Genomic DNA, 26,203 nt, shown 5'->3' with positions numbered 1-26,203 from the left:
TTTAGCTAAAGTATTAAGCCACTTGACCTTCTAAAAAGTCTTGTGCAAAACGCTGTAATACCCCACCCGCTTCATATACAGACACTTCTTCTTCTGTATCTAAGCGACAGGTTACAGGCACTTCAACAATCTCTTCTTTACCATCTGCTGTGGCACGCTCAATCACCAAAGTTAATGTCGAACGCGGTGCAATGTTACCAATCACACTATACAGCTCAGTACCATCTAGCTTTAAGGTCTTACGGTTTACACCAGCTTTAAACTCAAGCGGTAAAACGCCCATACCGACCAAGTTGGTACGGTGAATACGCTCAAAACCTTCAGCCACAATCGCTTCAACACCTGCAAGACGCACACCTTTCGCCGCCCAGTCACGGCTTGAACCCTGACCATAATCCGCACCCGCCACAATGATCAACGGTTGCTTACGGTTCATGTAGGTTTCAATCGCTTCCCACATACGCATCACTTCGCCTTCTGGCTCAACACGCGCTTTTGAACCTTGCTTAATGGTGCCGTCTGAACGAACCACCATTTCATTAAACAGTTTCGGATTCGCAAAGGTTGCTCGCTGTGCCGTTAAATGGTCACCACGATGGGTTGCGTATGAGTTGAAGTCTTCTTCAGGTACGCCCATTTTATGTAGGTATTCCCCCGCAGCCGAGTCCATCAAAATCGCATTCGATGGTGACAAGTGATCGGTGGTGATGTTGTCACCCAAAATTGCCAACGGACGCATATTGGCTAAAGTACGTGGTGCAGCCAACGCCCCTTCCCAATAGGGTGGACGGCGGATGTAAGTACTTTGCGGACGCCAGTCATATAACGGACTTTCAGCTTGTTCAAATTCGCCCAAGTCAAACATTGGAATGTAGACTTTACGGAATTGTTCAGGCTTCACCGCCTCTTTCACAAGTGCATCAATTTCAGCATCTGAAGGCCAGATATCTTTCAGGTAAATTGGATTACCTTCTTTGTCTGTACCCAGCGCATCTTTTTCGATATCAAAACGAATGGTTCCTGCAATTGCATAAGCCACCACAAGTGGCGGAGATGCCAAGAATGCCTGTTTTGCGTATGGATGGATACGACCATCGAAGTTACGGTTACCCGAAAGTACCGCAGTGGCGTATAAGTCACGATCAATGATTTCTTGTTGAATCACTGGGTCAAGTGCGCCTGACATGCCGTTACAAGTGGTACATGCATAAGCCACGATACCAAAACCAAGTTTCTCAAGGTCTTTAAGTACGCCCGCTTCTTCAAGATACAGTGCAGCCGCTTTTGAACCTGGTGCAAATGATGATTTCACCCAAGGCTTACGCACTAAACCTAGCTCATTGGCCTTACGTGCCAACAGACCTGCGGCAACAGTGTTACGTGGGTTTGAAGTATTGGTACATGAGGTAATGGCAGCAATGATAATCGCGCCATCTGGCATTAAACCATCGGTACGATTCTCAACTACACCAGCAATACCTTTCTCTTTCAAGTCAGCCGTAGAAACACGTGCATGCGGATTTGATGGGCCTGCAATGTTACGAGTCACCGTTGAAAGGTCAAAACGAAGTACACGTGGGTACTCAGCTTTGGTCATATCAGATGCCCAAAGACCAATTTCTTTGGCATATTGTTCAACCAAAGCCACTTGCTCATCTTCACGGCCTGTCAGACGTAAATAGTCGATGGTGTTCTGGTCGATATAGAACATTGCCGCAGTTGCGCCATATTCAGGTGTCATGTTCGAAATGGTTGCACGGTCGCCCACAGACATGCTGTCAGCACCTTCACCGAAGAACTCTAAATAAGCACCGACGACACGCTCTTTACGCAGGAACTCGGTCAATGCCAACACGATATCGGTTGCAGTAATACCTGCTTGACGTTGACCAACAAATTCAACCCCAATGATGTCTGGAAGACGCATCCAAGACGCGCGACCGAGCATTACATTTTCAGCTTCTAAGCCACCGACACCGACCGAAATCACGCCAAGCGCATCGGTATGTGGCGTATGTGAATCTGTACCGACACAGGTATCTGGGAATGCCAAGCCATCACGGTTTTGGATCACTGGAGACATTTTCTCCAAGTTGATCTGATGCATGATGCCGTTGCCCGCAGGAATCACGTCGACATTTTTAAAAGCGGTTTTGGTCCACTCAATAAAATGGAAACGGTCTTCATTACGACGGTCTTCCACTGCACGGTTTTTCTCAAACGCATCTGGGTCAAAACCACCGTATTCCACTGCCAAAGAGTGATCGACGATCAACTGGGTTGGCACCACAGGATTCACTTTGGAAGGTTCGCCGCCTTTATCTGCAATCGCATCACGCAAACCAGCAAGATCCACGAGTGCGGTTTGACCCAAGATGTCGTGACAGACTACACGCGCTGGATACCAAGGAAAATCAGTATCTTGACGACGTTCGATCAATTGCTTTAAGTATTCTGTTAAATTTTCTGCATCAGCTTTACGCACCAGCTGTTCAGCCAACACTTTCGATGTGTACGGCAGAGTTGCATATGCGCCTGGTTGAATATCTTCAACGGCTTGACGCACGTCATAGTATTCGAGCTGGGTACCCGCCAGCGGTTTACGATATTTTGTGTTCATTAACCACGCTCCGCCAATGGTTTAAATTCAAGATTTTCAGGGCCAGTATAGTTGGCACTTGGACGAATGATTTTGCCGTCCTGACGTTGTTCAATCACGTGCGCAGACCAGCCCGCAGTACGAGCAATCACGAATAATGGCGTAAACATTGCCGTTGGCACACCCATCAAGTGATAGCTCACCGCACTAAACCAGTCGAGGTTCGGGAACATATTTTTCACTTCTTTCATCACAGCTTCTAGGCGCTCAGCAATCAAGTACATCTTGGTGTTGTCTTGTGCTTGCGCCAAGTCGTGTGCCACTTTCTTGATGACTTCGTTACGTGGATCAGAAACGGTATAGACTGGGTGACCAAAACCAATCACCACTTCTTTTTTCTCAACACGGCTACGGATGTCTGCTTCTGCTTCGTCTGCATTGTCATAACGCTGTTGAATCACAAACGCAACTTCGTTCGCGCCACCATGTTTAGGGCCACGTAACGCACCGATACCGCCTGTAATAGCCGAGTACATATCAGAACCTGTCCCTGCCACCACACGTGAAGTAAAGGTAGATGCGTTAAACTCATGCTCTGCATACAGAATCAATGAGGTGTGCATGGCTTGAATCCATTCTTCCGATGGCGCTTCGCCATGCAGTAAATGCAAGAAATGCGCAGCAATCGAGTCATCATTGGTTTCAACTTCAATGCGACGACCGTTGTTGCTGAAGTGATACCAGTACAACAACATTGAGCCTAAGCTTGCCATCAATTTATCCGCAATATCTTTTGCGCCTGCTTCGTTATGGTCTTCATGTTCTGGTGTTAAGCAACCGAGCACAGATACACCCGTACGCATCACATCCATTGGATGTGCAGACGGCGGCAGTTGCTCAAGTGCTGTTTTCAATGCTGCTGGTAAGCCACGGAGTGCTTTTAATTTTGCTTTATAGGCTTTGAGTTCTGCTTTGTTTGGAAGTTTGCCGTGCACCAGCAAGTGTGCCACTTCTTCAAATTGGCTGCCGACAGCAAGATCGAGAATGTCATAGCCACGGTAGTGTAAGTCGTTGCCGCTGCGGCCTACGGTACAGAGTGCAGTGTTGCCTGCAACTTGTCCGCTGAGTGCAACTGATTTTTTTGGTTTGAAGCCTGTTGTTGTTTCATTACTGCTCATAAGATTGTCCTTTTTATATCCTTAGGTGAATTTCGTAGCGGTGTCTTACCGAACTCTCATCTTATTTGAGGATAAGCCTTCGGCTGGACTTACTTTTGATGGATCAAAAGTAAGCAAAAATCCTTTGTTGGCCTGACGGTACTTCCCTGCTACCGCAGCCCAACGTGGCAGCATCCATGCCGCCTTCACGATCATTAATGCTTTCATAAAAGAAAGTCTTAAATTCGTGAAACCCCTCTCCCTCTGGGGGAGGTTAGGAGGGGGTAAAATTATTTATTCTTCGCAAAAGTTCCATCAAGATATTGTTCAAACGCGTGGTAGTTAATGCGTTCATACAATTCTTGGCGGGTTTGCATGGTATCGACCACATTCTTTTGCGTGCCTTCTTTACGCAATGTCTCATAAACATTTTCTGCGGCCTTGTTCATGGCACGGAATGCAGAAAGTGGATAGAGCGCGATGCTGACATCGGCAGAAGCCAATTCTTCAGTGGTAAATAATGGCGTAGAACCAAACTCAGTGATATTGGCTAAAACAGGCACTTTGGTCGCATTTGCAAATTGCTTATACATCGCCAATTCAGTAATTGCTTCTGGGAACAGCATGTCTGCACCTGCTTCAATATAAGCACCCGCACGGTCAATCGCAGCCTGTAAGCCTTCAACCGCAAGCGCATCAGTACGTGCCATGATCACAAAGCTGTCATCGGTACGTGCATCAACTGCGGCCTTGATACGGTCGACCATTTCTTGCTGGGTCACGATGGCTTTATTTGGGCGGTGACCACAACGTTTAGCGCCAACCTGATCTTCGATATGCATCGCAGCAGCACCGAACTTAATCATCGACTTGGTGGTACGTGCGATATTAAACGCAGATGCCCCAAAACCTGTATCCACATCGACCAACAATGGCAGATCACACACATCGGTAATACGGCGTACATCGGTCAATACATCATCAAGGTTACTGATACCCAAATCAGGTAAACCCAAAGAACCTGCCGCAACACCACCACCAGACAAGTAGATCGCTTTATAACCTGCACGCTTTGCCAATAAAGCATGGTTGGCATTGATCGCACCCACCACTTGTAATGGTTTTTCATTTGCGACCGCGTCGCGGAATAGCTGACCAGCAGACTGTTTAGCCATGTTGTTGTTCTCCTTGATTTTGTAGCAATGTTTGCTCAACAATTTTGTAGGATGCGTTGATATGACGGTGCATCAGCATTTCAGCCAGCTCACCATCACCTTCGGCAATCGCATCTAAAATGCGGATATGTTCATCCCAAGCTTTGCTCGGACGATCTGGGGTATTTGAAAACTGAATTCGATACATACGAATGAGGTGATACAACTCATCGCATAACATTTTTTCTAGGGTTTTATTGCCACTGCTTTTGATAATGCAGTAATGGAAATCGTCCTGACCTTCTTGCAGATAATAGCCTTTGCCTGCTTTAAAATTTTCATCTTCGGCATGCATACGCAATACATCACGCAAGGCCAGAATCTGTTTTTTATCAATATGATGGGCCGCCAGTTTGCAGGCCAAGCCTTCTAATGACGCACGAATTTGATAGAGTTCCTGAAACTGTTGCAGTGACAGCGACACCACACGCGCACCAACATGGGCAGTACGCTCAACCAGTTTCTGCCCTTCCAGACGGTGAATGGCTTCACGTAGCGGGCCACGGCTAATACCATAAATACGTGCCAGCTCAGGCTCTGAAATCTTGCTGCCCGCAGGAATTTGTCCCAACACAATTGCCGACTGAATTTGCTTAAATACATGTTCCGTCAGGGTCATTCCCTGACTGGTGCTGATGGCTTGAGGAACAAGGGTATCTTGCATATTGTCGACAATCTCTACAGTTTTGATGATTTTATAACGAGGTATAACAAAAAATGCAATAGGATTGTCGACAATAAATGAGACTGATGATGTCAATCCAATGGCCTTGACACACGTATATTGCCTCTTGGCAGAATTATTAAAATAAAATATAAAACAATCACTTAAATTCAAAATACAGGATCGGATCTTAGGTCTTTTCACTGCCCTTTCAGAGCTGCTACTTTTTATCCTACGACCATGGTATGACAGCTTGATTGTAGACAATCTTTATAATTGAGCAATCCCGACAAATTTTGTAAGTAAATACTGCACCAAAATGTAAATAACAGCGTGCTTCATGCAGTCTTTATTGATACATTATTGGGCATCGAAGGTTCCGCTCATGAAGCGCAACTTCCCCAGACATCTATGCACTTTGTTGAAGAAAAGGACATTGTTAATGTTTCAACATATCCCACCTTATGCAGGCGATCCGATCCTTTCATTAATGGAACAGTTCAATGCTGATTCGCGTGCTGAAAAGGTTAACCTTAGTATTGGTTTGTACTATAACGAAGACAGTATCGTTCCTCAGCTTGATACCATTATCGAAGCGCAAAAACGTATTGCTCCTAAAAACACGCAAACCAAGCTTTATTTACCAATGGAAGGTTTCAAGCCTTACCGTGATGCGATTCAAGCGTTATTGTTTGGTGCGAATAGCCCTGCAATTCAACAAGGTCGTGTTGCAACAATTCAAACGCTTGGTGGTTCTGGCGCGTTAAAAGTGGGTGCAGACTTCTTAAAAACCTACTTCCCGAATTCAGAAGTTTGGGTAAGCCAGCCAACTTGGGACAACCACGTTGCGATCTTCAATGGTGCAGGCATCAAGAGCAACTTCTATCCGTACTTCGATGCTGAAACTCGTGGTGTTGATTTTGACGGTATGTTGTCTACTTTAAAAACATTGCCAGAACAAAGCATTGTGTTATTACACCCATGCTGCCATAACCCAACAGGTGCAGACTTGAACCCAGCACAATGGGATCAAGTGATTGTAGTATTAAAAGAACGTAACCTCATTCCATTCCTCGACATCGCGTATCAAGGTTTCGGCGATGGTATGGAACAGGATGCCTATGCAATTCGTGCTTTAGACCAAGCAGGTCTGAACTTTATTGTCAGCAACTCGTTCTCTAAAATCTTCTCACTTTACGGTGAGCGTGTTGGCGGTTTGACTTTCGTATGTGACGATGCTGAAGCAGCAAAATGTACATTCGGTCAGTTAAAAGCTACAGTACGTCGTATCTACTCTAGCCCACCAACAACAGGTGCATGGTTGGTTGATCAAGTATTAAATGACGCTGATCTCAATCAACAATGGCAAGGCGAAGTGAAAGAGATGCGTGAGCGTATTATCAAAATGCGTAGTATCTTAAAAGATGAATTGACTAAAGCCCTTCCTGACCGTGACTTTAGCTACCTTGTGAACCAAAAAGGGATGTTTAGCTACACCGGTTTAACGGCTGAGCAAGTGGACATTCTTCGTGAAGAATATGCAATCTACTTGGTACGCAGTGGTCGTATCTGTGTTGCAGGTCTGAACATGAATAACGTGTACAAAGTTGCAAAAGCCGTGGCTGAAGTTTTAGCAAAATCTGCTGCAACAGCTTAAGTTGTAACAGATAAAAAAAGGCGCCTCAAGCGCCTTTTTTATTGTCTTTTTTATTTAAAATCAGGACTTAGCCTTGCCCCAATACTTCAATTTAGAGGTCTGTCCAATCCCGACATTAAAACAATTATTCGGATCAAGTTTCTGATAGAAATTGGCCAATGCAGGCTTGGCAATATACAGATGACCGACATTATGCTCGGCTGGATATTCAGCACGGCGGGCATCCAGCAAATGCCACATTTGGTGCTCCATTGCTAAAGGATCATTGCCTTTTTTAATGATGTAATCCTGATGAAAGACATGACAGAAAAAGTGCCCATAATAAAGCTTATGAATGATTTGCTGTTCCATCTCCGCAGGCAATTGCTCTACCCATTCACGGTCATTGCGACGTAAAGCGATGTCCAATGCCACAATATCTTCAACCTCATCCCGATGGGTATCACGATAACGAATCGCTGCGCCTGCCACCGCAAAACGATGCAAAAAGGCTTTACGCCCTTCCTCAGCATCACAAAGGAAGAAATTGCCCGAGGGATGGACTTTAAAATAATCTTGTAAAAATTGCTCGGTCTGGGCTTTGCAGTTATTTTCAACGCGTAACATCAAATGATGCTCATAACGATCTCGATATTCCGTCATCCGTTTGGGTAAATGGCTCGGTAGCAAGGCCGTGATCGCTTGTAAAATATGATCAGTCAGCCCTTTGATTTTAAATCTTTCTAAAAAACCATCGACCTTATCTTTCAGTGCGAAGGCCTTCGGCACATTGGCTGTGCCAAATTTTTCAATAAAAAGAAAGGTATCCTTACCGTATTTTTCACCAATATGATACGCATCGCGGTGAATGTATTCCCCTGCGATCGGTAAGCTTGGCAATGAAGTCAGTAAATAACGACGGATCGCGGTCAGGTCGTCGGCATCATTTGTGCCAATATAAAATACGCTGCTCTCCACCTTTTCATAGGTATCCAGACGTACCGCAAACACGCAGACTTTCCCTGCTGAACCTGAGGCTTCAAACAGGCGCGATGGATCAGCATTAAAACGAGCAGGGCTATCGGCATCGACTTGGGTGACATCTTGCGCATAACGCTGATCGGATGCCTGTTTTTCTGCATCATCTAAAATATCTGTGGTTTGATATTGTTGTTGCTCTAAACGGGTCAGGATTTCTTCAGGACTCGAACCTAAATTTACACCTAGATGATTCACCAATTCCAACTGACCTTGGGCATTGACCTGTGCATACAGTGCCAACTCCGTATAAGCAGGTCCACGACGCACCAAGGCACCGCCTGAGTTATTACACACCCCACCCAATACCGAAGCACCAATGCAGGAAGAACCAATCACCGAATGTGGTTCCCGATCATAGCCTTTCAATAGCTGTTCCAGATTATCCAAAGTCGCCCCAGGCAAACAAATCACTTGTTTACCGTCATGAATCACTTGAATGCCCTTTAAACGGCGCGTACTCATCACCAACACAGGCCGGTCATAATCATCGCCATAGGGTGTTGAACCACCGGTCAGCCCTGTATTGGCGGCTTGCATGATGACAATACAATCTGCATCAATCGCCGCTTGCAGCACCTGCCACTGTTCCAGCAAGGTACCCGGGATGACCACTGCAAATACTTTGCCTTCACCAAAACGACGACCTTGACGATACTGCCGTGTACTTTGATCATCACTCAGCACATGCTGACGCCCAACAATCTGCTGTAAACGATCAATCACCATTTTGGGGGAAAATGTTTGCATAATGGCTCCTTTGGCATAATTTACTATCAAGAGCTTAGGTCGCTCTTTTTCTAATTGAGAACATCTCATTTTGCTATCGCGATTGGCGGCAAGGATGCCGCCTGTTCCGATGCCGTAGCAGGGAAGTACCGTCATCGGAATAGAGGATTTTTGGTTACTTTTGATCCTTCAAAAGTGACAAATGCCTCTACCTCAGACATAAGCATGTCACCAAACTTGGCGGCTGTGCCTACTACTAAACTTAGAAAAGAATTCTTAAAAACCTTGTTTAATGGCTTGTACCAAACAATCTGCATTAATCTCCTGAATCGACTTCGCACCCGTCAACGTCATTGCCACCCGCATTTCCTTATCAATCAGATCAAGTAAATTCGACACCCCTTGTCCACCTGCTGCCGCCAAGGCATACACAAAGGCACGTCCCAATAACACCGTATCCGCACCAAGCGCCAGCATCCGTACCACATCCAGACCATTACGAATACCTGAATCTGCCAATATCGCCAGATCACCCTTCACTGCATCAGCAATCGCAGGCAAAGCCCGTGCAGAAGACATCACGCCATCCAGTTGACGCCCCCCATGATTGGATACCACGATGCCATCTGCACCAAAACGCACTGCATCTTTGGCATCTTCAGGATCAAGAATCCCCTTAATCACCATCGGGCCATCCCAAAACTCACGAATCCACTCCAGATCTTTCCAAGAAATCGACGGATCAAAGTTAGAACCTAACCAACCGATATAATCCTCAAGCCCAGTCGGTTTGCCCAGATATTTCGAGATATTGCCCAAATCATGCGGACGGCCACACATTCCGACATTCCATGCCCAATGTGGATGCAACATCGATTGCATATACCGACGCATCGCCGCATTTTGGCCACTCATCCCTGAATGAGCATCACGATAACGCGCACCCGGCACTGGCATATCCACGGTAAACACTAGTGTCGAACAACCTGCGGCTTTGGCACGTTCCAAAGCATTGCGCATAAAGCCACGGTCACGCAAAACATAGAGCTGGAACCACATTGGACGCTGAATTGCAGGGGCAACTTCCTCGATCGGACAAACCGAAACCGTCGACAAGGTAAATGGAATGCCTTTTTTATCCGCTGCCACTGCCGCCTGAACTTCACCACGGCGCGCATACATACCGGTTAAACCAACTGGTGCCAACGCAACTGGCATCGATAAGGTTTCATTAAACAGCTTGGTTTCCAGACTGAGTGCCGACATATCGTTCAGGACCCGTTGACGCAAGGCAATTTCAGAAAGGTCCTGTACATTGCGTTTTAAGGTATGTTCCGAATAGGCACCACCGTCGATGTAATGAAATAAAAATGGCGGTAAACGACGTTGTGCCGCAGCACGATAATCATTGCCAGAAGAAATAATCATTTTGAGTCAACTCTTGTTAAACGTGTTGCACGTTTCTGGCGAGCTTCATCTTCGTCCAGCGCACGTACATGATTAATCACAAATTCAATATGACCACACACCGCTTGGCGTGCAGCTTCGGGATCTTTACGATCAATCGCATCCATCACCTGAAAATGCTGCTCACTGAGCAAGTCACCATTAACAGGATCGTTATAAACTTTCTTGCGTCCCAATAAGACGTTGTATTGCAACAAGTCAAACAAGCCGCGCATCATCTGGATCAACACAATATTGTGTGAGGCCTCAGCAATCGCCAGATGAAATTCTGCATCTGCAACCGCAGCCTGAGCCGAATCCCCTGCATTTTGATGGCGGCTAATCTCATCAAAATAATGATGGATTTTGGCACGATCTTCAGGTGTAGAACGCAATGCTGCATACCACGCAGTTCCACCTTCCAATAACAAACGGGCTTCTTGCACATCAAAACGGTACAGCGGATCTTCTTCAATCAGGTTACTGATCGGATTCACAATCAACTGTTGTGACCATTGTTCTGGCAATTGCTGGATATAAGTCCCATCGCCACGGCGGCTACTGAGCACGCCCTGACTGTTCAACTGCTGGATCGCTTCACGCAAGGACGGACGAGACACTCCCAAGCTGGTTGCAAGCTGACGCTCAGCAGGCAAACGGTCACCTTGTTTCATCTGACGCTGCTCAATGAGCGCCTGTAATTTCATGACCACTTGATCGGAGATTCTCATCACATTTCCTTGATTAGCGTTATGGAATCATCCACGGCACCAGATAAGCCTGAACCGTGACGATGATGCCAACAAAGACAGTAAATATGATGCTATGTTTTACCGTGAAACGGAACAAGTCTGACTCTTTTCCAACGAGACCTACCGCTGCACAGGCAATCGCAATCGATTGTGGTGAAATCATCTTGCCCGTCACGCCACCACTGGTATTGGCAGCCACTAGCAATACTTCTGGAATCCCAATTTGCTGGGCTGTGGTCGCTTGTAAAGCCGAAAACAAGGCATTCGATGACGTATCTGAACCCGTCAGGAATACTCCCAGCCACCCCAAGAATGGCGAGAAGAACGTAAAAGCATGACCTGTGTGTGATAATGCTAGAGCCAAAGTCGCAGAAAGACCTGAATAATTGGCAATAAAAGCAAAGGCCAACACCATCCCAATCGAATAAATTGGCGTTTTTAATTCATTCAATGTTTCGCCAAAGGTAGTGACCGCCTCACGCGTTTTCATTTTCAGGAAAATGATGGTAATGATGGCTGCAAAAAAAATCGCTGTACCTGTGGCAGAGAACCAGTCAAATTTATAGATCGCTTCATAAGCTGTGGTTTCAGGCACAATCGGCGCCATTTTTTCTACCAGCTTATGCAGATACGGCACTTCAATTTTAAAAATCCAGTCCGCTAATGCGCCATCTTTGGCAAACAAAGCCTTAAACGGTTGAATACTCCAGATGGTCACCATGACCGTTAAAATCATAAACGGAGACCATGCTTTGGCAATCTGCGCAATGCTATAGCGTTGTGGCGTTTGCTCTGCTGAGCTTGTATTTTGTGGTTCTACGCCCTCAAAACGGAAAATATGCTTCGGCTTCCAGACACGGAATAACAGGGTGAGACTGACCAATGAGGCAATCGCGGCAGTAATATCAGGCAGTTCTGGCCCCAGAAAATTCGAGGTCAGATATTGCGCAATGGCAAAGGCACTTCCACCAACCAGTACCGCAGGCCAAGTCTCTTTCACCCCACGCCAGCCATCCATGATCGCCATGATCCAGAACAACACGATGATGGTTAAAAATGGCAACTGGCGCCCCACCATCTGGCTGATTTCCATGGTATCTACACCAGATACCTGCCCTGCCACAATAATCGGAATCCCCATCGCCCCAAAGGCCACTGGTGCCGTATTTACAATCAAGCACAGACCAGCGGCATAAAGCGGTTTAAAACCTAGTCCGACTAATAAGGCAGCGGTAATCGCAACTGGCGCACCAAAACCTGCCGCACCCTCAAGGAAAGTACCAAAGGCGAAACCCACCAGCAGCATTTGTAAGCGCTGGTCTTCGGTAATCGATAAAATACTGGAGCGAATGACATCAAACTGCCCTGTTTTCACTGAAATTTTATACAGAAAAACGGCACCGATAATAATCCAGGAAATTGGCCATAAACCGTAAATAAAACCATAAACTACAGAAGCAAATGCCATTTCAACGGGCATTTGATAGAAGAATAAAGCAATCAGCATGGCAATAATCACAGTGCAGGTTCCCGCAACACTGCCTTTTAAGCGAAATACAGCCAAAGCTAAGAAGAAGAAAATAATCGGAATCAGCGCAACCGCACTGGATAGCCAGATATTATTTAAAGGGTCATAAATTTGTTGCCACACATTTAGCATTCTCATCTCCTTGAAATGCTGGGCGTCATTTTGTTTTCACTTCGATATTTAACGAATCTTTCCAATATTGGTATGACCAATATTCCATAAATAAGCAAATCCCACCCATTTGCAATCTTTATGCATCTTAATTATATGAATTATCAGGATCAACCCCACTGTAACGACAATAATTGGTATGACCAATAATAATTAAACTAAATCAACCCTTTTCTATCAATCTTCTTATTTCACATTCGACTAAAGTCTTATGAAAGGGTTGTCTTTACGGCAACTCTACGAAGTTAAACTCAACCGTAATCACTCGATAAAGAACTATAAATATGACTTCTTGGCGATATCTGTATAATGTGTTCACAACTCAAATCACATCACTATGAATTGAACAATATGACTCAACTGACTTGTTTTAAAGCCTATGATATTCGCGGCAAACTCGGCACAGAACTGAATGAAGAGATTGCTTATAACATTGGTCGTGCCTATGGACAGATCTATCAACCTAAAACTGTAGTGATTGGTTGTGATATCCGTTTAAGTAGCGAAGGCTTAAAACAGGCAACCATTCGTGGTTTGAATGATGCAGGCATCAATGTGCTTGATTTGGGTATGACAGGCACAGAAGAAGTCTATTTCGCAGCCTTCCACTTAGATGTGCAAGGCGGTATTGAAGTGACTGCCAGCCACAATCCAATGGATTACAACGGCATGAAACTGGTGCGTGAAAATGCTCGTCCTATCAGTGCGGAAACAGGCTTAAAAGAAATTCAGGCACTTGCTGAATCAGGGCAATTCACTGAAGTTGCGAATAAAGGCACCACGCAAAACTACAATATTTTGCCTGAGTTCATCGAGCATCTACTCACTTATATCGATCCGCAAAAAATTCGTCCGCTCAAGCTAGTGGTCAATGCGGGCAATGGTGCAGCAGGTCATGTGATTGATGCCATTGAACAAAAATTCCAGCAACTCAACATCCCTGTGGAATTTATTAAAATTCATCATGAAGCTGATGGCAACTTCCCAAATGGTATTCCTAACCCAATTTTAATTGAAAACCGCGACAGTACCCGTGATGCAGTACTGCAACATCAAGCTGATATGGGCATTGCCTGGGATGGTGATTTTGACCGTTGCTTCTTGTTTGATGAAAAAGGTCAGTTTATTGAGGGCTATTACATCGTCGGTTTATTGGCACAAGCCTTCCTGATCAAACAATCAGGTGAGAAAATCGTGCATGACCCACGTCTAGTCTGGAATACCTTTGATATCGTCGATCAATATCAAGGTATTGCAGTACAGTCAAAATCAGGACACGCCTTCATTAAAGACGTGATGCGTGAACACAATGCAGTGTACGGCGGTGAAATGAGCGCCCACCATTATTTCCGCGATTTTGCCTATTGTGACAGCGGTATGATTCCATGGTTACTCACCATTGCATTGCTTTCAGAAACAGGACAATCGCTTTCAACACTGGTTGAAAACATGATTGCCAAATTCCCGTGCAGTGGCGAGATCAACTTTAAAGTGGCTGACACACAAGCCACAGTACAAAAAATCTTTGATCATTATGCTGACCAGAATCCTCAGGTAGACCGTACCGATGGCGTTAGCCTCGATTTTGGTGCTTGGCGCCTGAATGTACGTGCATCAAATACTGAGCCATTATTGCGCTTAAATATCGAAAGCCGTGCAGACAAAAATCCGCAACCGATGCAGCATTATATCGACGAATTAACAGCTTTGATTCAAGGCTAATTTACTCCCAATAAAAAAGGAGCTTCATGCTCCTTTTTTATTATCATCCGATTCAGTTAAAACCGTTTGGATTTTGCTTTTGCCAGTTCCAGCTATCTGCCAGCATATCTTCCAAAGTATATTGGGGTTGCCAGCCAAGCTCTGCTTTAGCTCGTGAAGTATCTGCATAAAATGCGGCTAAATCTCCGGTTCTCCGCTCCGCAAATTCTGTCGGAATCTTAATTCCATTCACTTTCTCAAAGGTTTCTTTAATTTGTAGAACTGAAATTGGAGCTCCGGTTCCAATATTCCAAGCTCGGCAACCTTTATTGTTGAGACGATTGGAAACAGCCAGCACATGAGCTTTCGCCAAATCAACCACATGAATAAAATCTCGCTCACAAGTGCCGTCTTTGGTTGGATAGTCATTGCCAAAAATAGACAGTTTTTCACGACGTCCTACCGCTACTTGTGTGACATAGGGCATTAAATTATTGGGAATACCCTGAGGATCTTCTCCAATCTGCCCACTTTTATGTGCACCGACTGGATTAAAATAACGTAGCAAGGCAATCGACCATCTTGAGTCTGCCAGCGCCATCTTTTCTAGCATCTGTTCAATAATCAGTTTGGTATAACCATAATTATTATTTGGCAAACTTAGAGACATATCTTCTTGATAAGGTGAGGGATTGAGCTCCCCATATACCGTTGCAGATGAACTAAATGCTAAGCTAAAAACACCTGCTTTTTCCATCGATTTGAAGAGTTGTATACTCCCCGCAATATTATGTTCAAAATAGGCTAAAGGTATTTGCTGACTTTCACCCACTGCTTTTAAACCTGCAAAATGGATCACCGCATCAATCTGAAATTTGTGAAAGACCTGATCTAGATCCTGCTCATGGCGAATATCACCCTTTACAAAAATCAGGCTTTTATTTGCCAGTTTTTCGACACGGCGCAAAGCTTCTTCCGAACTATTGGACAAATTATCAAATGCGATAACTTCATGGCCTGCATCCAGCAATTCTAAACAGGTATGCGAACCAATATAGCCCGCACCACCTGTGACTAAAATCTTAGCCATCTGTCTTTCCTAACAATATTTTCAGCAAACCTTGCGTTGATGCATCAAATGAAGATAAATCTTCTTGCTCACGATTTAAAATCGGTAATAACTGATTGGCAATTTCTTTACCTTTTTCAACGCCCCATTGATCGAAGGGGTTGATATTCCAGAGTACAGATTGCACAAACACCTTATGCTCATACATTGCAATCAACATCCCTAAACTATAAGGGTTGAGTTCTTTAAGTAAAATGGTTGAGCTCGGTTGATTCCCTTCATATTGCTTATACGCAGGTAAAGCTTCAAGTTCGTCAGCGGCTAAAGCCTGATTTCCAAACGCCAGTAAACGTGATTGAGCCAGACAGTTAGACAAAGCAAGATGATGTTGCTCGACCAGTGCCTCTGCACTTTCTGCATAGGTAAACTGGTTTGCGTTATAACGTTTTACTGGGGCAATAAAATCACAGCTGACCGAGTGCGTGCCTTGATGTAACAGCTGATAGAAGGCATGCTGGGCATTCGGTCCCACTTCCCCCCAAACAATTGGGCAGGTGGCTGAATTGACCTTTTCCCCATTGCGTTGAATGGACTTACCATTCGACTCCATTTCAAGCTGCTGTAAATAAGCCGCGAAATACTTGAGTCGCCCATCATAAGGCAATACCGCATGGGTTTGGATATCGAGAAAATTATTATTCCACGCCCCTAACAGCCCCATCAAGACAGGGATGTTCTGTTCAAATGAAGCCGTCTGGAAATGTTGATCGATGGCATATGCCCCTGCCAACAGTTGTTTAAACCCTTCAACACCTATCGTTAACGCAATCGGTAAACCAATACATGACCACAGTGAATAACGACCACCAACCCAATCCCAAAGCAAAAGCTGCTTATCAGGTGCAATCCCCCATTCCGTCATTTTTTCTGGTTTAGTCGAAACTCCAACAAAGTGATTCTTCAGAATCTTTTCATTGCTTCCTAACGCTTTTTCTAACCATTGTCGTACAGTTTGAGCATTCGAAAGTGTATCGATGGTACCAAACGACTTGGAAGAAATAATAAATAAGGTCGTTTCAGGGCGAAGCTGATGTAACAATTCGGAGAGCTGGCTGCCATCCATGGTTGAAACAAAGTGAATGTCTAAAGGCTTTGCCGTTTTGACTTTAAAGTCTGAAAGCGCATGGGTGACCATGAGGGGGCCCAGATCAGATCCACCGACCCCGATATTCACCACATCCTGAATCACTTCACCCGTTGCACCACGACATTGGCCAGCATGAATTTTTTCAACCAACGCATACATTTGCTTCAGTTGATCTTGAACGGCTTGATTGATCTCTGGTAGCTTTGGACTTGATTTAGGTAGACGTAAGGCCCAATGCATCGCAGCCCGATGTTCAGTGTAGTTAATCTGCTCACATGAGAATAGTCGTTTAATCCACCCATTCAGATCCTGAGCATGGGCCAAATCCACCAATTGATTTAACACCTGCTGATCAATACGATGTTTACTAAAATCTAAAACGATCTGATCATATTCGACTGAAAAATGCTTGAAGCGAGTAGGATCCTCTGCAAATAAAGCATTTAGATGAAGCGCCTTAAACTGCTTTTGTAAAACAGCCAGCTCTTCCAAAACAGAGGACTGTGCTTTAACAGCGAAAGGATGAATCTGCTTAGTCATCATTAACGTCCCACTCCCATATAAGCAAAACCTTGGGCTTTTACATAGTGTGGGTCATAAATATTTCGACCGTCTAAAATCAAGGGATGTTCCATCAATTGTGTTAATTGTTTGAAATCCGGACTCCAGTATTGTTTCCAAGCTGTTAAAACGCATAAGCCATGCACATCTTTAACAGCATCATATTGATCATGATGCAAAATCAAATCACTGCGCTGCCCATACATCATTTCAATTTCATCTAAGGCCTGTGGATCATGCAAATGAACGGTTACACCTTGAGCCCATAAAGCGGCAAGCATTTGATGAATTGGAGATTGTTGAATACTTGAGGTATTTTCTTTAAAAGATGCACCCCAGATCGCGATGGATTTGGCTTGTAAATCACCGTGGTAATAATTCCAGAACTTGCGAAACAGGATTTCTTTCTGTTGCTCATTGATATCCCAAACTTGGGCAAGTAACTGGCTTTTCACCCCAGTATTCGCAACTGTGTTGGCAAGGGTTAAAATATCATGAGAAAAGTTTTCACCACCGAAACCAGCACCGGGTGCCAGATAAGCTGATCCAATCCGGTTATCAGCAGCCATGCCCTGACGCACAGAGGCAATATCAATACCCAGCTTTTCCGCCACGACAGCCAAATCATTGATATAACTAATACGTGTCGCCAACATGCCCGAAATACTCAGCTTGGTAAACTCGGCATCCAGAATCGGCATAAATAGATATTGTTGTTCTAGGGGAAAGAAAGGTCTTAATAACTCTTTGACCTTCACCTGTACTTCAGTTCGTGTACAGCCCACAATCAACTGTTTTGCTTGAGTTAAACTTTGTAAAGCGTTTCCTTCCTGCATGGTATCAGGCAGATACGCCCAATCATCATCACAAAGGATCTGTTGAAATTTCTCTGTGCCACGCAAACCAAAAGTTGACGCATTAATCATCAGTTTTGGATGAATAATCGGACGTTGTTTCAAAGAGTGTAACAGTTGAAAGACTTGTTGCTCTTGCGTTTGGTTAAAACTAAATAGATAAGCATCAATATCTAAAGGTATGCCCGCTAAATCACTATAATGCAGAAAACCGCTGCTCAGCTGTTTCTGCAATAAATGACTGACGTTTTCATCATGGAAGGCATATTGTTGATCATCTACTTCTCTATTAAGCTGTGAACACCAATACACCAAATGACCAGATTCAGACAATAATGCAGACATAACGCCTGCATATAAAGTATTACCAAAGATCGCGACTTTCATAAAATACTTGCCCTAAATGATTAGAGGGCCAATTCCTTGATTAAGCCCTTAAATTCTGCGCCCAGTTTTGGATGCTCAACACCATAATGTAACACAGCTTTCAGATAACCAAGTTTGCTACCGCAATCGAAGGTCTGCCCTTTCATACGATATGCTTCAACGGCCTGTGCTTGCTGTAAAGTCGCAATCGCATCCGTCAGCTGAATTTCGTTTCCAGCGCCACGCGGTGTATTTTCCAAAAGGCCCATAATTTGTGCGGGTAAAATATAACGACCAACCACAGATAGATTTGAAGGTGCTGTTCCCACGGCAGGTTTTTCAACAATACCTTGCATAACAATACTCTCACCTTCATTCGGTGATACAGCAACGTCCACAATTCCATATTGATCAACCAAGTGGTCAGGTACTGCTTCTACCATAATTTGCGCAGCTTGAGATGCTTCAAAACGCTGAATCATCAATGACAAATCATTTTCAGCACTCTGGTTTTTGACCAGCACATCGGGTAATAACACCGCAAAGGCTTCATCACCTACAATATCTTTGGCACAGAGTACCGCATGCCCAAGCCCTAACGGCTGTGGCTGACGTACACTCACGACACTGACATGCTTTGGCAAAATATCGGTAATTTCTTTAAGAAGATCAAATTTCTTCTTCTGCTCTAACGTCGTTTCTAGCTCAAAATTACGATCAAAATAGTTTTCAATCGATGCTTTTGAAGAGTGAGTCACCAAAATGATTTGCTCAATACCTGCTTCTACTGCTTCACGCACCACATATTCAATTGCAGGGCGATCAACAACAGTCACCATTTCCTTTGGAATAGATTTACTTGCAGGTAAGAAACGTGTACCTAAACCAGCCACAGGTAAAATTGCTTTTTTGATCATTGCTTTCTCAGATTAGTTAACTCGAACTTCGTCACTACGTTTATAGCCATCAACATAATGCTCAAGCTGTGTTAAAGCCCAGTCAACATCATGATCGATTGCTGTCATTTGATTGATTTTACCAAATACACACTGAATTTCTTCTAAGGGAAAATGTTTTTCAAACGAACGTAAGATACGGGTATGTTCAGTATATTCGGTATTGTCCTGATCAATCAGCAATTCTTCATACAGTTTTTCACCTGGACGCAAACCACTATAAGCAATTTCAATATCACCATCCAGTGAACCACTTTCTCTCACTTTCAAACCACTGAGTTTGATCATTTGACGAGCAAGATCCTGAATTCTGACGGGCTCACCCATATCGAGCAAGAATACATCGCCCCCAGTGCCCAATGCACCCGCCTGAATGACAAGCTGTGATGCTTCAGGGATAGTCATAAAGTAACGGGTCACCTCAGGATGAGTCACGGTAATCGGACCACCTTTTGCAATCTGTTGCTTAAAGAGTGGAACAACCGAACCAGAAGATCCCAAGACATTACCAAAACGCACAATACTGATTTGCGTCTCAGGTTTGGTTTCAGCGACCGCCTGACAATACAGCTCAGCCATACGTTTTGATGCACCCATCACATTGGTTGGTCGTACCGCCTTATCCGTTGAGATCAAAACAAAGGTTTCAACGCCTTTTTTCACGGCTGCATTCAAACTATTCGCAGTACCAATCGCATTGTTTTTTAAGCCAGCGATAGGATTACATTCAACCAGAGGGACATGCTTATAAGCTGCGGCATGATAAACCGTCTGAATATGATATTGTTCAATAATACGTTCAAGTTTTTGCTGATCTTGTACCGTTCCCAAAATCGGAACAATTTCACAAGTTGCTGTTTGTCTTAACTCTTTATCAATATCGTATAACGCAAATTCTGTTAGCTCATAAATCACTAACATTTTAGGCTTATTCTTAATAATTTGACGACACAGTTCAGAACCAATTGAACCGCCTGCTCCTGTTACCATAACCACTTTATTCTGGATATTTTTGGCAATCAGATGTGAAATCGGTGGAACTGGATCACGGCCCAATAAATCAATAATATCAACTTCCTGAATATCCGAAACTTGGATTTCGCCATCCACTAAACGGGTTAGACCAGGTAATTCCGTAATTTTTAAACGTGCGATTTCAAATTGCTGGATAATTTCAGCCTTACGCACCCGTCCAACAGAAGGAAGTGCCAGTAGAATTTCATCAATACGGTCTTTTTTAAATCGCTGTAACGCTTTTTCAACCGAATAAACTTTTAAACCACCAACAGTTTGGCCCTGTAAAGAAGTATAGTCATCAATAAAGAATACTGGTAAATGGTCATCTGAACGATGTAATGCTGCTGCGATTTGCTGCCCTGCGTCACCCGCTCCATAAATTGCGATTCGTTTACGACCAATCTCAGAATAAAAAGAAGCTTTAATAATAAAACGAATCACTGCACGACTGAGCCATACCCAGGCAAACATCATAAATCCATACATGAATGGAATCGACATTGGGATATAGGCTGGCGTAATCACATTCAGGATGTACAAGGTTGCCATGGTCAATGCCACGGAAATCGCCAGTTTAACAATAAAGACTTCATTAAATGTGCGTACAATAAAATGATAAACGCCTGTAAGTGCCAGACTCAGAACCGTAATAAAACTGACCAGCATGATTCCATGAGGAATACCAGGAATAACATCTGCACCTAAGTCAAATAAACGGATCACATAGCACAACCATAAAATTATAGGGAAAGCTAGAGCATCCAAAAGAACAAGGAAAATTTGCTTAAAAAGCCTTGGTGCTGAGGCGAATTGATGAATAATCTTTTTCACAATGATCTTCTAATCATTCCATTTTACAGTTTGATCTTTATACGCATTTCTGACAGAACTAGAAATGACTTTTACATATTGATTACACAATCATAAGGGGAAGCATTTGAAAGATTATTGCACTCTTCCCCTTACTTTTTTAACCTTATTAAATTGCGCGTATTACCTTGTCAATTGCACTAATTGTTTTATCAATGCTCTCTGTGCTCAGTGTTGGATGCACTAAGAACATGAGACTTGTCTCACCGAGTTGCTGTGCATTTTGCAAACGCTGTTCTGGACGCCATGGCGTTCCATCAAATGCATGCTCCAGATAGACTTCTGAACACGAACCGCTAAAGCAAGGCACATCTTGTGCATTGATCTCTTGCATGATTCGATCACGCGACCAGCCCTCTGGTAATGCAGCTAAATTGACCTGTACATAACATTTATAATGCGCATGTACATAATCATTTGAAGGCAAGTGAACAGTAAAGTAAGGAGAACCCTCAAAAGCCTTTAAGATTTTCTCTGCATTCTCGGTACGTTTTTGTGTCCACTCAGTCATACGTGTTAACTGAATACGACCAATTACCGCCTGCATTTCCATCATACGCCAGTTTGTACCAAAGGAATCATGCAACCATCGGAAACCTGGCGGATGTTGCTTGTTATAAACACTATCATAGCTTTTACCATGATCTTTATAAGACCACATTTTCTTCCACAGCACTTCATCATTGGTGGTGACCATACCGCCTTCCCCACCCGTGCTCATGATCTTATCCTGACAGAAAGACCAAGCCGCAATATGTCCAATTGAACCTGCAGGTTTGCCTTTGTATTTTGCACCATGCGCTTGTGCACAGTCCTCAATGACAGACAAACCCTTTTCTTGAGCAAGCTGCATAATTGGGTCCATATCACACATCCAGCCCGCCAGATGCACACAAATAATGGCTTTGGTATTTGGTGTAAGAACAGCTTCGATGGTACGACGCGAAATATTCTGGGAATCTAACTCAACATCAGCAAACACAGGATTGGCGCCCGCTGTAACAATCGAACTAGCTGATGCAAGGAAGGTACGTGAGGTCACGATAACATCATCACCAGCGCCAATACCTAAAGCTTTTAAAGCCACATCTAAAGCAACAGTGCCATTGGTTAGCGCCACTGCATATTGAGTACCTGCAAATGTTGCGAACTCTTTTTCAAACTCACGACATTCTTGCCCTGTCCAATAATTTACTTTATTTGAAAGTAATATATTTTTAACTGCGTCTGCTTCTTCTGGGGTAAAACTTGGCCATGGTTCAAATGCAGTATTTAACATTATGATTTCCTATTAAAAATATGTCTTACTTTCTTTCTAAAATTCTTGCAGGGTTACCGACTACAGTGACTCCTGCAGGCACGCTTTTAGTCACAACTGCACCCATACCAACGATAGCACCTTTACCAATCACTAATGGCTTATCTGGTGTTCCCTGCTTGATCACAACACCCGTCCCAATATATGCATGGTCTTCGATATGGATATTACCGTTACATTTGACGCCAGGGGCAAAGGTAACATAGTCACCAATCACACAGTCATGCTCAACATAACTATATAAATTAGCATGAAAGCATTTGCCGATTTTTATGTTTGATGTAATTGAAACAAAAGGGCTTAATGCCGCGCCTTCACCAATCTCAATATTATCCATCATGACCGTATTATCAGCTTGAACTGTCCATAACTGGATATCATCACTGGCGAGTTGATTTGCTATTTTCTCACGAATCTGGCTATTCGCGATCGCGATTAAAACGTATTTATCTATCGCATCTATTTTTTTAAATGTTTGATAATTTAAAGCTTTATGTCCATTTATGATTTTTTCTTCTTGTAGACTATCATCAATGAAGTAAATCTCAGCTGTAATGTTCAAACGTCGCAATTGCTGTCGAGCTACAGGCATCAGACTGCGACCACAACCTGATGCCCCATAGATTGCATAGATAGATTGGCTCATTCCTTCTCTTCCGATGGGGTGCCAGTAAATTTTGTCATTGTCGCTTCGCCAGCTTCATTAATATCATCTTTGGCAATGACTTTTTTCACTGTCTGTAGCATGATTTTAAAATCTAGCCAAAGCGATCGATTTTCAACGTACCAAGTATCAAGCTTAAACTTTTGTTCCCAACTAATCGCATTACGCCCATTGACCTGAGCATGTCCTGTCATACCTGGACGTACGTCATGACGTTTTGCCTGCTCTTTATTATACAATGGCAGGTATTCCATCAATAATGGACGTGGGCCTACAATACTCATATCACCTTTGATCACATTCCAGAGTTCAGGCATTTCATCCAGACTACTTGAACGTAACATCTTGCCAAAAGGCGTTAGACGCTCGCTATCTGGTAATGGATTGCCTCGCTCATCGATTGCATCTTTCATGGTGCGAAACTTGATCATTTCAAATGGCTTACCATGTAAACCTGGACGAACTTGCCGAAATAAAACTGGCGAACCTAAGTTCTTTTTTACTTTATAAGCAACATAGAAATATAAAGGTGAAAGCAGAATTAGGGCAGTTGATGCAATAATGATATCCAGTAATCGTTTCATGAGTTATCCATTATTTAAAAACAATATTTTCAAGTTTTTCTGCAATCATGGCATATTCAAGGTTTTGTAATACAAAATTTTTACCATTTGTACCTAACTCTTGACGTTGCTCCGTAGTTAAACCATATAAATGCTCTACAGCATCTACAATTGCTTGAGGATCCTCAGCTTCAATCGTAATACCTGCTTTTGCTTGCTGAACAATGTCACCCTTACCAGAGAAGGCATGAATTATAGGTTTTCCTGCATAAAGATATTCTGGTAATTTATTTGGTGCTATCCCAAAACGATAAAGTGGATTTTTCTGCCAACCAATATAACAAACATCAAACTGCTCAAGCATTGATTGAATCTGCTTTTTCGGAATTGAATCAATGAAGGTGATATTCTTCAAGCCTAAGGATTCAACTTTTTGTATTAAACCCTCTTTTTCCTTTCCAGATCCGACAAGAACAAAATGCAAATCTGTATTATTTGAAAGTATCTTTGCCGATTCAATTAGGTCATCTATAGCATTCGCTACGCCTATAGTCCCTGTATAGCCAATGATAAATTTATTTTTAGGTAATTGAGCAAATGTTTCTGGATGCAAGGGCTGTTTTTGAGAAACCTCTTCTAAAGACACGCCATTCGGTATCCAGTGAAATTTGTTACTGTCTAATCCCCGACTTTGCATATGTTCAACAGCATTATATAAATTTGAAAATACATAGTCAGCTTTTTTGTAAGCTCTATCCTCAATCCATTGCATAAATTTTATAAATGGATGTTTTGATGAGTGACCACCTAGCTCCATTAAAGTCAAAGGCCAAATATCCCTTACTTCAAAAATAAAAGGCACCTTAAATTTATTTGCAAGATACTTAGCACCCAAATAGCCAATAAGAGAGGGGGATGAATATAAAACTAAATCGGGCTTTGCTGGAATTACATTTACCATATTCCGTAAAAGCCAGGAAAATTTAAACCAATTTAATACACGCTGTTTGCTATGTGCTTCTTGATATTCAGGTAAATTTACCCATACAAATGAGAAATTAGGAAGGATCTCCTCAATAAAATACTGTTCATCAAATTGTTTTGGATTACGTAATAGATGACTATATCGACCAGCAATCACATAAACTTGATGGCCCTTCTTTGCTAACTCCTGTGCAAGATAATAATGGCGCCCCCCCATAGCAGTTTCTGGCGTTGAGCTATATTGGTTTATAAGCCAAAAAGTTTTTTTTGCATTCATTAGATTACGCACTATTTAAGATATTAACAATGATCTATTTGATATTATACTATCAACAATTAAAAGTTAATAAGTTCACATTAACAACTATGTAGTTTTAAAAACTCTTTATCGATAGCACTTTCAAAACAAAAAAAGTTAACACAAACTTAAAGCGGATACAAATATGTATAAATATTAATAATCATTAGTAAGAAAACATGTGTACAAATCAACAACATTATTAGAAGAAAAAGGACCTAAAACTTTCTTCAAATGAGCAGAAGAAATTTTTACTTCTACATCTAACAAGTTATTAATTGTATTAGATATCTCCACAAAATCATTCGGATTAATAGAATAAAGAACTCCCTCATCCTTGAACAACCCATCCACACCTTGTCCCTTAGAACATATAGCTATGCAACCTTGACTTATAGCTTCTAAATAAACCATACCAAAAGTTTCTAAAAAGGATGGAACAATTAATATATTTGCAGACCTATATTTCAATAAAAGTTCTTCTTTTTCAACTTTATGAGAAATGGAAATCCATTTAGGGATTATATCAATTTTACATAGTTTTTTAAAATCTTCTTCATACCCCCCAACAAACTCAACTTCAAAATCTTTTCTACATTCATATAAAATAGAACATGCATTAAAAACAGCTAAAAGGTTTTTATTATAATCAAAACTCCCAACAAATAGAATTTTCTTCTCAGATATAGCTAAGTTATCAAACTCATATATATTACTAATCCAATAATCATTAATAGGATTTGGTATAAAACAACTTTTATTTAAGTTATTATTCAAAAAGTAATATTGCTTAGCCTCCTTCATCAAAGCAACACTAGGGAAATAAATATATTTAGACTTATTAGCTATAAGATAAAAAAAGATACGCAGGTGATATCCATACTTAAAAAAAACAGAAAAA

The 26,203-nt window shown here is 42.7% G+C and carries 21 protein-coding genes; 2 read left to right on the top strand and 19 right to left on the bottom strand.

Features of this window, described 5'->3' with window-relative positions:
* Positions 1 to 13: 13 nt before the first annotated feature.
* From acnD to A9Z07_RS10980, 5 genes are all read right to left on the bottom strand, one after another.
* Positions 14 to 2,620 carry a Fe/S-dependent 2-methylisocitrate dehydratase AcnD gene (acnD, locus tag A9Z07_RS10995; protein WP_069578699.1) on the bottom strand — a complete coding sequence of 869 codons (2,607 nt, stop codon included), beginning with the start codon at positions 2,618 to 2,620 and terminating at the stop codon, positions 14 to 16.
* The gene (gene prpC, locus A9Z07_RS10990) at positions 2,620 to 3,777 is read right to left on the bottom strand and encodes a 2-methylcitrate synthase (RefSeq protein ID WP_004773356.1); all 1,158 of its coding nucleotides are present in this window, start codon (positions 3,775 to 3,777) and stop codon (positions 2,620 to 2,622) included. The genes acnD and prpC overlap by 1 nt, the downstream gene beginning before the upstream one ends.
* A 45-nt stretch (positions 3,778 to 3,822) precedes the next feature.
* Entirely contained in the window at positions 3,823 to 3,972 is a 150-nt protein-coding gene (locus A9Z07_RS17905) for a hypothetical protein (protein WP_171258969.1), read from the bottom strand.
* Positions 3,973 to 4,046: 74 nt separating this feature from the next.
* Complete coding sequence (gene prpB, locus A9Z07_RS10985) at positions 4,047 to 4,931, bottom strand: methylisocitrate lyase (protein WP_004773358.1); 885 nt, start codon at positions 4,929 to 4,931, stop codon at positions 4,047 to 4,049.
* Complete coding sequence (locus tag A9Z07_RS10980; protein WP_069578698.1) at positions 4,924 to 5,634, bottom strand: GntR family transcriptional regulator; 711 nt, start codon at positions 5,632 to 5,634, stop codon at positions 4,924 to 4,926. The genes prpB and A9Z07_RS10980 overlap by 8 nt, the downstream gene beginning before the upstream one ends.
* A gap of 442 nt (positions 5,635 to 6,076) precedes the next feature.
* On the opposite strand from A9Z07_RS10980, the gene A9Z07_RS10975 reads away from it, so the two are divergent.
* On the top strand, positions 6,077 to 7,291 hold the full coding sequence (locus tag A9Z07_RS10975) for an aromatic amino acid transaminase (protein ID WP_005228320.1): 1,215 nt from the start codon (positions 6,077 to 6,079) through the stop codon (positions 7,289 to 7,291).
* Between the two features lie 60 nt (positions 7,292 to 7,351).
* Here the strand turns inward: A9Z07_RS10975 and dld are convergent, their stop codons facing one another.
* The 4 genes from dld to lldP form a co-directional block, all read right to left on the bottom strand.
* A complete protein-coding gene (gene dld, locus A9Z07_RS10970; RefSeq protein ID WP_069578697.1) occupies positions 7,352 to 9,058 on the bottom strand; it encodes a D-lactate dehydrogenase in 1,707 nt (568 codons plus the stop codon).
* A gap of 255 nt (positions 9,059 to 9,313) precedes the next feature.
* The gene (lldD, locus tag A9Z07_RS10965; protein WP_069578696.1) at positions 9,314 to 10,465 is read right to left on the bottom strand and encodes an FMN-dependent L-lactate dehydrogenase LldD; all 1,152 of its coding nucleotides are present in this window, start codon (positions 10,463 to 10,465) and stop codon (positions 9,314 to 9,316) included.
* Positions 10,462 to 11,214, bottom strand: coding sequence for a transcriptional regulator LldR (gene lldR, locus A9Z07_RS10960; protein WP_069578695.1), 753 nt, complete (start codon positions 11,212 to 11,214; stop codon positions 10,462 to 10,464). Before lldR ends, lldD begins: the two co-directional genes overlap by 4 nt.
* 19 nt (positions 11,215 to 11,233) lie before the next feature.
* Entirely contained in the window at positions 11,234 to 12,901 is a 1,668-nt protein-coding gene (gene lldP / locus A9Z07_RS10955) for an L-lactate permease (RefSeq protein ID WP_171258968.1), read from the bottom strand.
* Between the two features lie 384 nt (positions 12,902 to 13,285).
* Between lldP and A9Z07_RS10950 the strand changes: the two genes are divergently transcribed.
* On the top strand, positions 13,286 to 14,656 hold the full coding sequence (locus tag A9Z07_RS10950) for a phosphomannomutase/phosphoglucomutase (RefSeq protein WP_047433176.1): 1,371 nt from the start codon (positions 13,286 to 13,288) through the stop codon (positions 14,654 to 14,656).
* Positions 14,657 to 14,708: 52 nt separating this feature from the next.
* Here the strand turns inward: A9Z07_RS10950 and galE are convergent, their stop codons facing one another.
* The 10 genes from galE to A9Z07_RS10900 all read right to left on the bottom strand — a co-directional run.
* A complete protein-coding gene (gene galE / locus A9Z07_RS10945; protein ID WP_069578689.1) occupies positions 14,709 to 15,725 on the bottom strand; it encodes a UDP-glucose 4-epimerase GalE in 1,017 nt (338 codons plus the stop codon).
* Positions 15,718 to 17,391: a glucose-6-phosphate isomerase gene (gene pgi, locus A9Z07_RS10940; RefSeq protein ID WP_171258970.1), complete on the bottom strand. Its 1,674-nt coding sequence runs from the start codon at positions 17,389 to 17,391 to the stop codon at positions 15,718 to 15,720. The genes galE and pgi overlap by 8 nt, the downstream gene beginning before the upstream one ends.
* A gap of 2 nt (positions 17,392 to 17,393) precedes the next feature.
* Positions 17,394 to 18,653, bottom strand: coding sequence for a nucleotide sugar dehydrogenase (locus A9Z07_RS10935; protein ID WP_069578680.1), 1,260 nt, complete (start codon positions 18,651 to 18,653; stop codon positions 17,394 to 17,396).
* Positions 18,654 to 18,673: 20 nt separating this feature from the next.
* Positions 18,674 to 19,549, bottom strand: a complete 876-nt coding sequence (galU, locus tag A9Z07_RS10930) for a UTP--glucose-1-phosphate uridylyltransferase GalU (protein ID WP_004773372.1) — start codon at positions 19,547 to 19,549, stop codon at positions 18,674 to 18,676.
* Between the two features lie 12 nt (positions 19,550 to 19,561).
* Positions 19,562 to 21,436, bottom strand: a complete 1,875-nt coding sequence (locus A9Z07_RS10925; RefSeq protein WP_069578678.1) for a nucleoside-diphosphate sugar epimerase/dehydratase — start codon at positions 21,434 to 21,436, stop codon at positions 19,562 to 19,564.
* Between the two features lie 148 nt (positions 21,437 to 21,584).
* Entirely contained in the window at positions 21,585 to 22,754 is a 1,170-nt protein-coding gene (locus A9Z07_RS10920; RefSeq protein ID WP_069578676.1) for a DegT/DnrJ/EryC1/StrS family aminotransferase, read from the bottom strand.
* Positions 22,755 to 22,779: 25 nt separating this feature from the next.
* Positions 22,780 to 23,439, bottom strand: coding sequence for an acetyltransferase (locus A9Z07_RS10915; RefSeq protein WP_069578670.1), 660 nt, complete (start codon positions 23,437 to 23,439; stop codon positions 22,780 to 22,782).
* Positions 23,436 to 24,041 carry a sugar transferase gene (locus tag A9Z07_RS10910; RefSeq protein WP_069578668.1) on the bottom strand — a complete coding sequence of 202 codons (606 nt, stop codon included), beginning with the start codon at positions 24,039 to 24,041 and terminating at the stop codon, positions 23,436 to 23,438. The genes A9Z07_RS10915 and A9Z07_RS10910 overlap by 4 nt, the downstream gene beginning before the upstream one ends.
* Before the next feature lie 10 nt (positions 24,042 to 24,051).
* Positions 24,052 to 25,281, bottom strand: coding sequence for a glycosyltransferase family 4 protein (locus A9Z07_RS10905; RefSeq protein WP_069578666.1), 1,230 nt, complete (start codon positions 25,279 to 25,281; stop codon positions 24,052 to 24,054).
* A 177-nt stretch (positions 25,282 to 25,458) separates the two neighbouring features.
* Positions 25,459 to 26,203, bottom strand: a 745-nt coding sequence (locus tag A9Z07_RS10900; protein WP_139126641.1) for a glycosyltransferase family 4 protein, incomplete at its 5' end; no start/stop codon positions are given.

This window comes from Acinetobacter sp. YK3 (assembly GCF_001729365.1).
GTDB lineage: Bacteria > Pseudomonadota > Gammaproteobacteria > Pseudomonadales > Moraxellaceae > Acinetobacter > Acinetobacter vivianii.
The sequence above is the reverse complement of the archived record's forward strand: the minus strand, read 5'-3'. Positions and strand labels throughout refer to the sequence as shown.

What these genes read in the sequence shown, in the direction of transcription:
- lldR (WP_069578695.1), bottom strand. Translation starts at nt 11,214, where the DNA reads ATGAGAATCTCCGATCAAGTGGTCATGAAATTACAGGCGCTCATTGAG.
- A9Z07_RS10915 (WP_069578670.1), bottom strand. Translation starts at nt 23,439, where the DNA reads ATGAGCCAATCTATCTATGCAATCTATGGGGCATCAGGTTGTGGTCGC.
- A9Z07_RS10920 (WP_069578676.1), bottom strand. Translation starts at nt 22,754, where the DNA reads ATGTTAAATACTGCATTTGAACCATGGCCAAGTTTTACCCCAGAAGAA.
- prpB (WP_004773358.1), bottom strand. Translation starts at nt 4,931, where the DNA reads ATGGCTAAACAGTCTGCTGGTCAGCTATTCCGCGACGCGGTCGCAAAT.
- lldD (WP_069578696.1), bottom strand. Translation starts at nt 10,465, where the DNA reads ATGATTATTTCTTCTGGCAATGATTATCGTGCTGCGGCACAACGTCGT.
- A9Z07_RS10975 (WP_005228320.1), top strand. Translation starts at nt 6,077, where the DNA reads ATGTTTCAACATATCCCACCTTATGCAGGCGATCCGATCCTTTCATTA.
- dld (WP_069578697.1), bottom strand. Translation starts at nt 9,058, where the DNA reads ATGCAAACATTTTCCCCCAAAATGGTGATTGATCGTTTACAGCAGATT.
- A9Z07_RS10935 (WP_069578680.1), bottom strand. Translation starts at nt 18,653, where the DNA reads ATGAAAGTCGCGATCTTTGGTAATACTTTATATGCAGGCGTTATGTCT.
- acnD (WP_069578699.1), bottom strand. Translation starts at nt 2,620, where the DNA reads ATGAACACAAAATATCGTAAACCGCTGGCGGGTACCCAGCTCGAATAC.
- pgi (WP_171258970.1), bottom strand. Translation starts at nt 17,391, where the DNA reads ATGACTAAGCAGATTCATCCTTTCGCTGTTAAAGCACAGTCCTCTGTT.
- A9Z07_RS17905 (WP_171258969.1), bottom strand. Translation starts at nt 3,972, where the DNA reads ATGATCGTGAAGGCGGCATGGATGCTGCCACGTTGGGCTGCGGTAGCA.
- A9Z07_RS10910 (WP_069578668.1), bottom strand. Translation starts at nt 24,041, where the DNA reads ATGAAACGATTACTGGATATCATTATTGCATCAACTGCCCTAATTCTG.
- A9Z07_RS10905 (WP_069578666.1), bottom strand. Translation starts at nt 25,281, where the DNA reads ATGAATGCAAAAAAAACTTTTTGGCTTATAAACCAATATAGCTCAACG.
- lldP (WP_171258968.1), bottom strand. Translation starts at nt 12,901, where the DNA reads ATGAGAATGCTAAATGTGTGGCAACAAATTTATGACCCTTTAAATAAT.
- A9Z07_RS10980 (WP_069578698.1), bottom strand. Translation starts at nt 5,634, where the DNA reads ATGCAAGATACCCTTGTTCCTCAAGCCATCAGCACCAGTCAGGGAATG.
- A9Z07_RS10950 (WP_047433176.1), top strand. Translation starts at nt 13,286, where the DNA reads ATGACTCAACTGACTTGTTTTAAAGCCTATGATATTCGCGGCAAACTC.
- prpC (WP_004773356.1), bottom strand. Translation starts at nt 3,777, where the DNA reads ATGAGCAGTAATGAAACAACAACAGGCTTCAAACCAAAAAAATCAGTT.
- galU (WP_004773372.1), bottom strand. Translation starts at nt 19,549, where the DNA reads ATGATCAAAAAAGCAATTTTACCTGTGGCTGGTTTAGGTACACGTTTC.
- galE (WP_069578689.1), bottom strand. Translation starts at nt 15,725, where the DNA reads ATGGCTAAGATTTTAGTCACAGGTGGTGCGGGCTATATTGGTTCGCAT.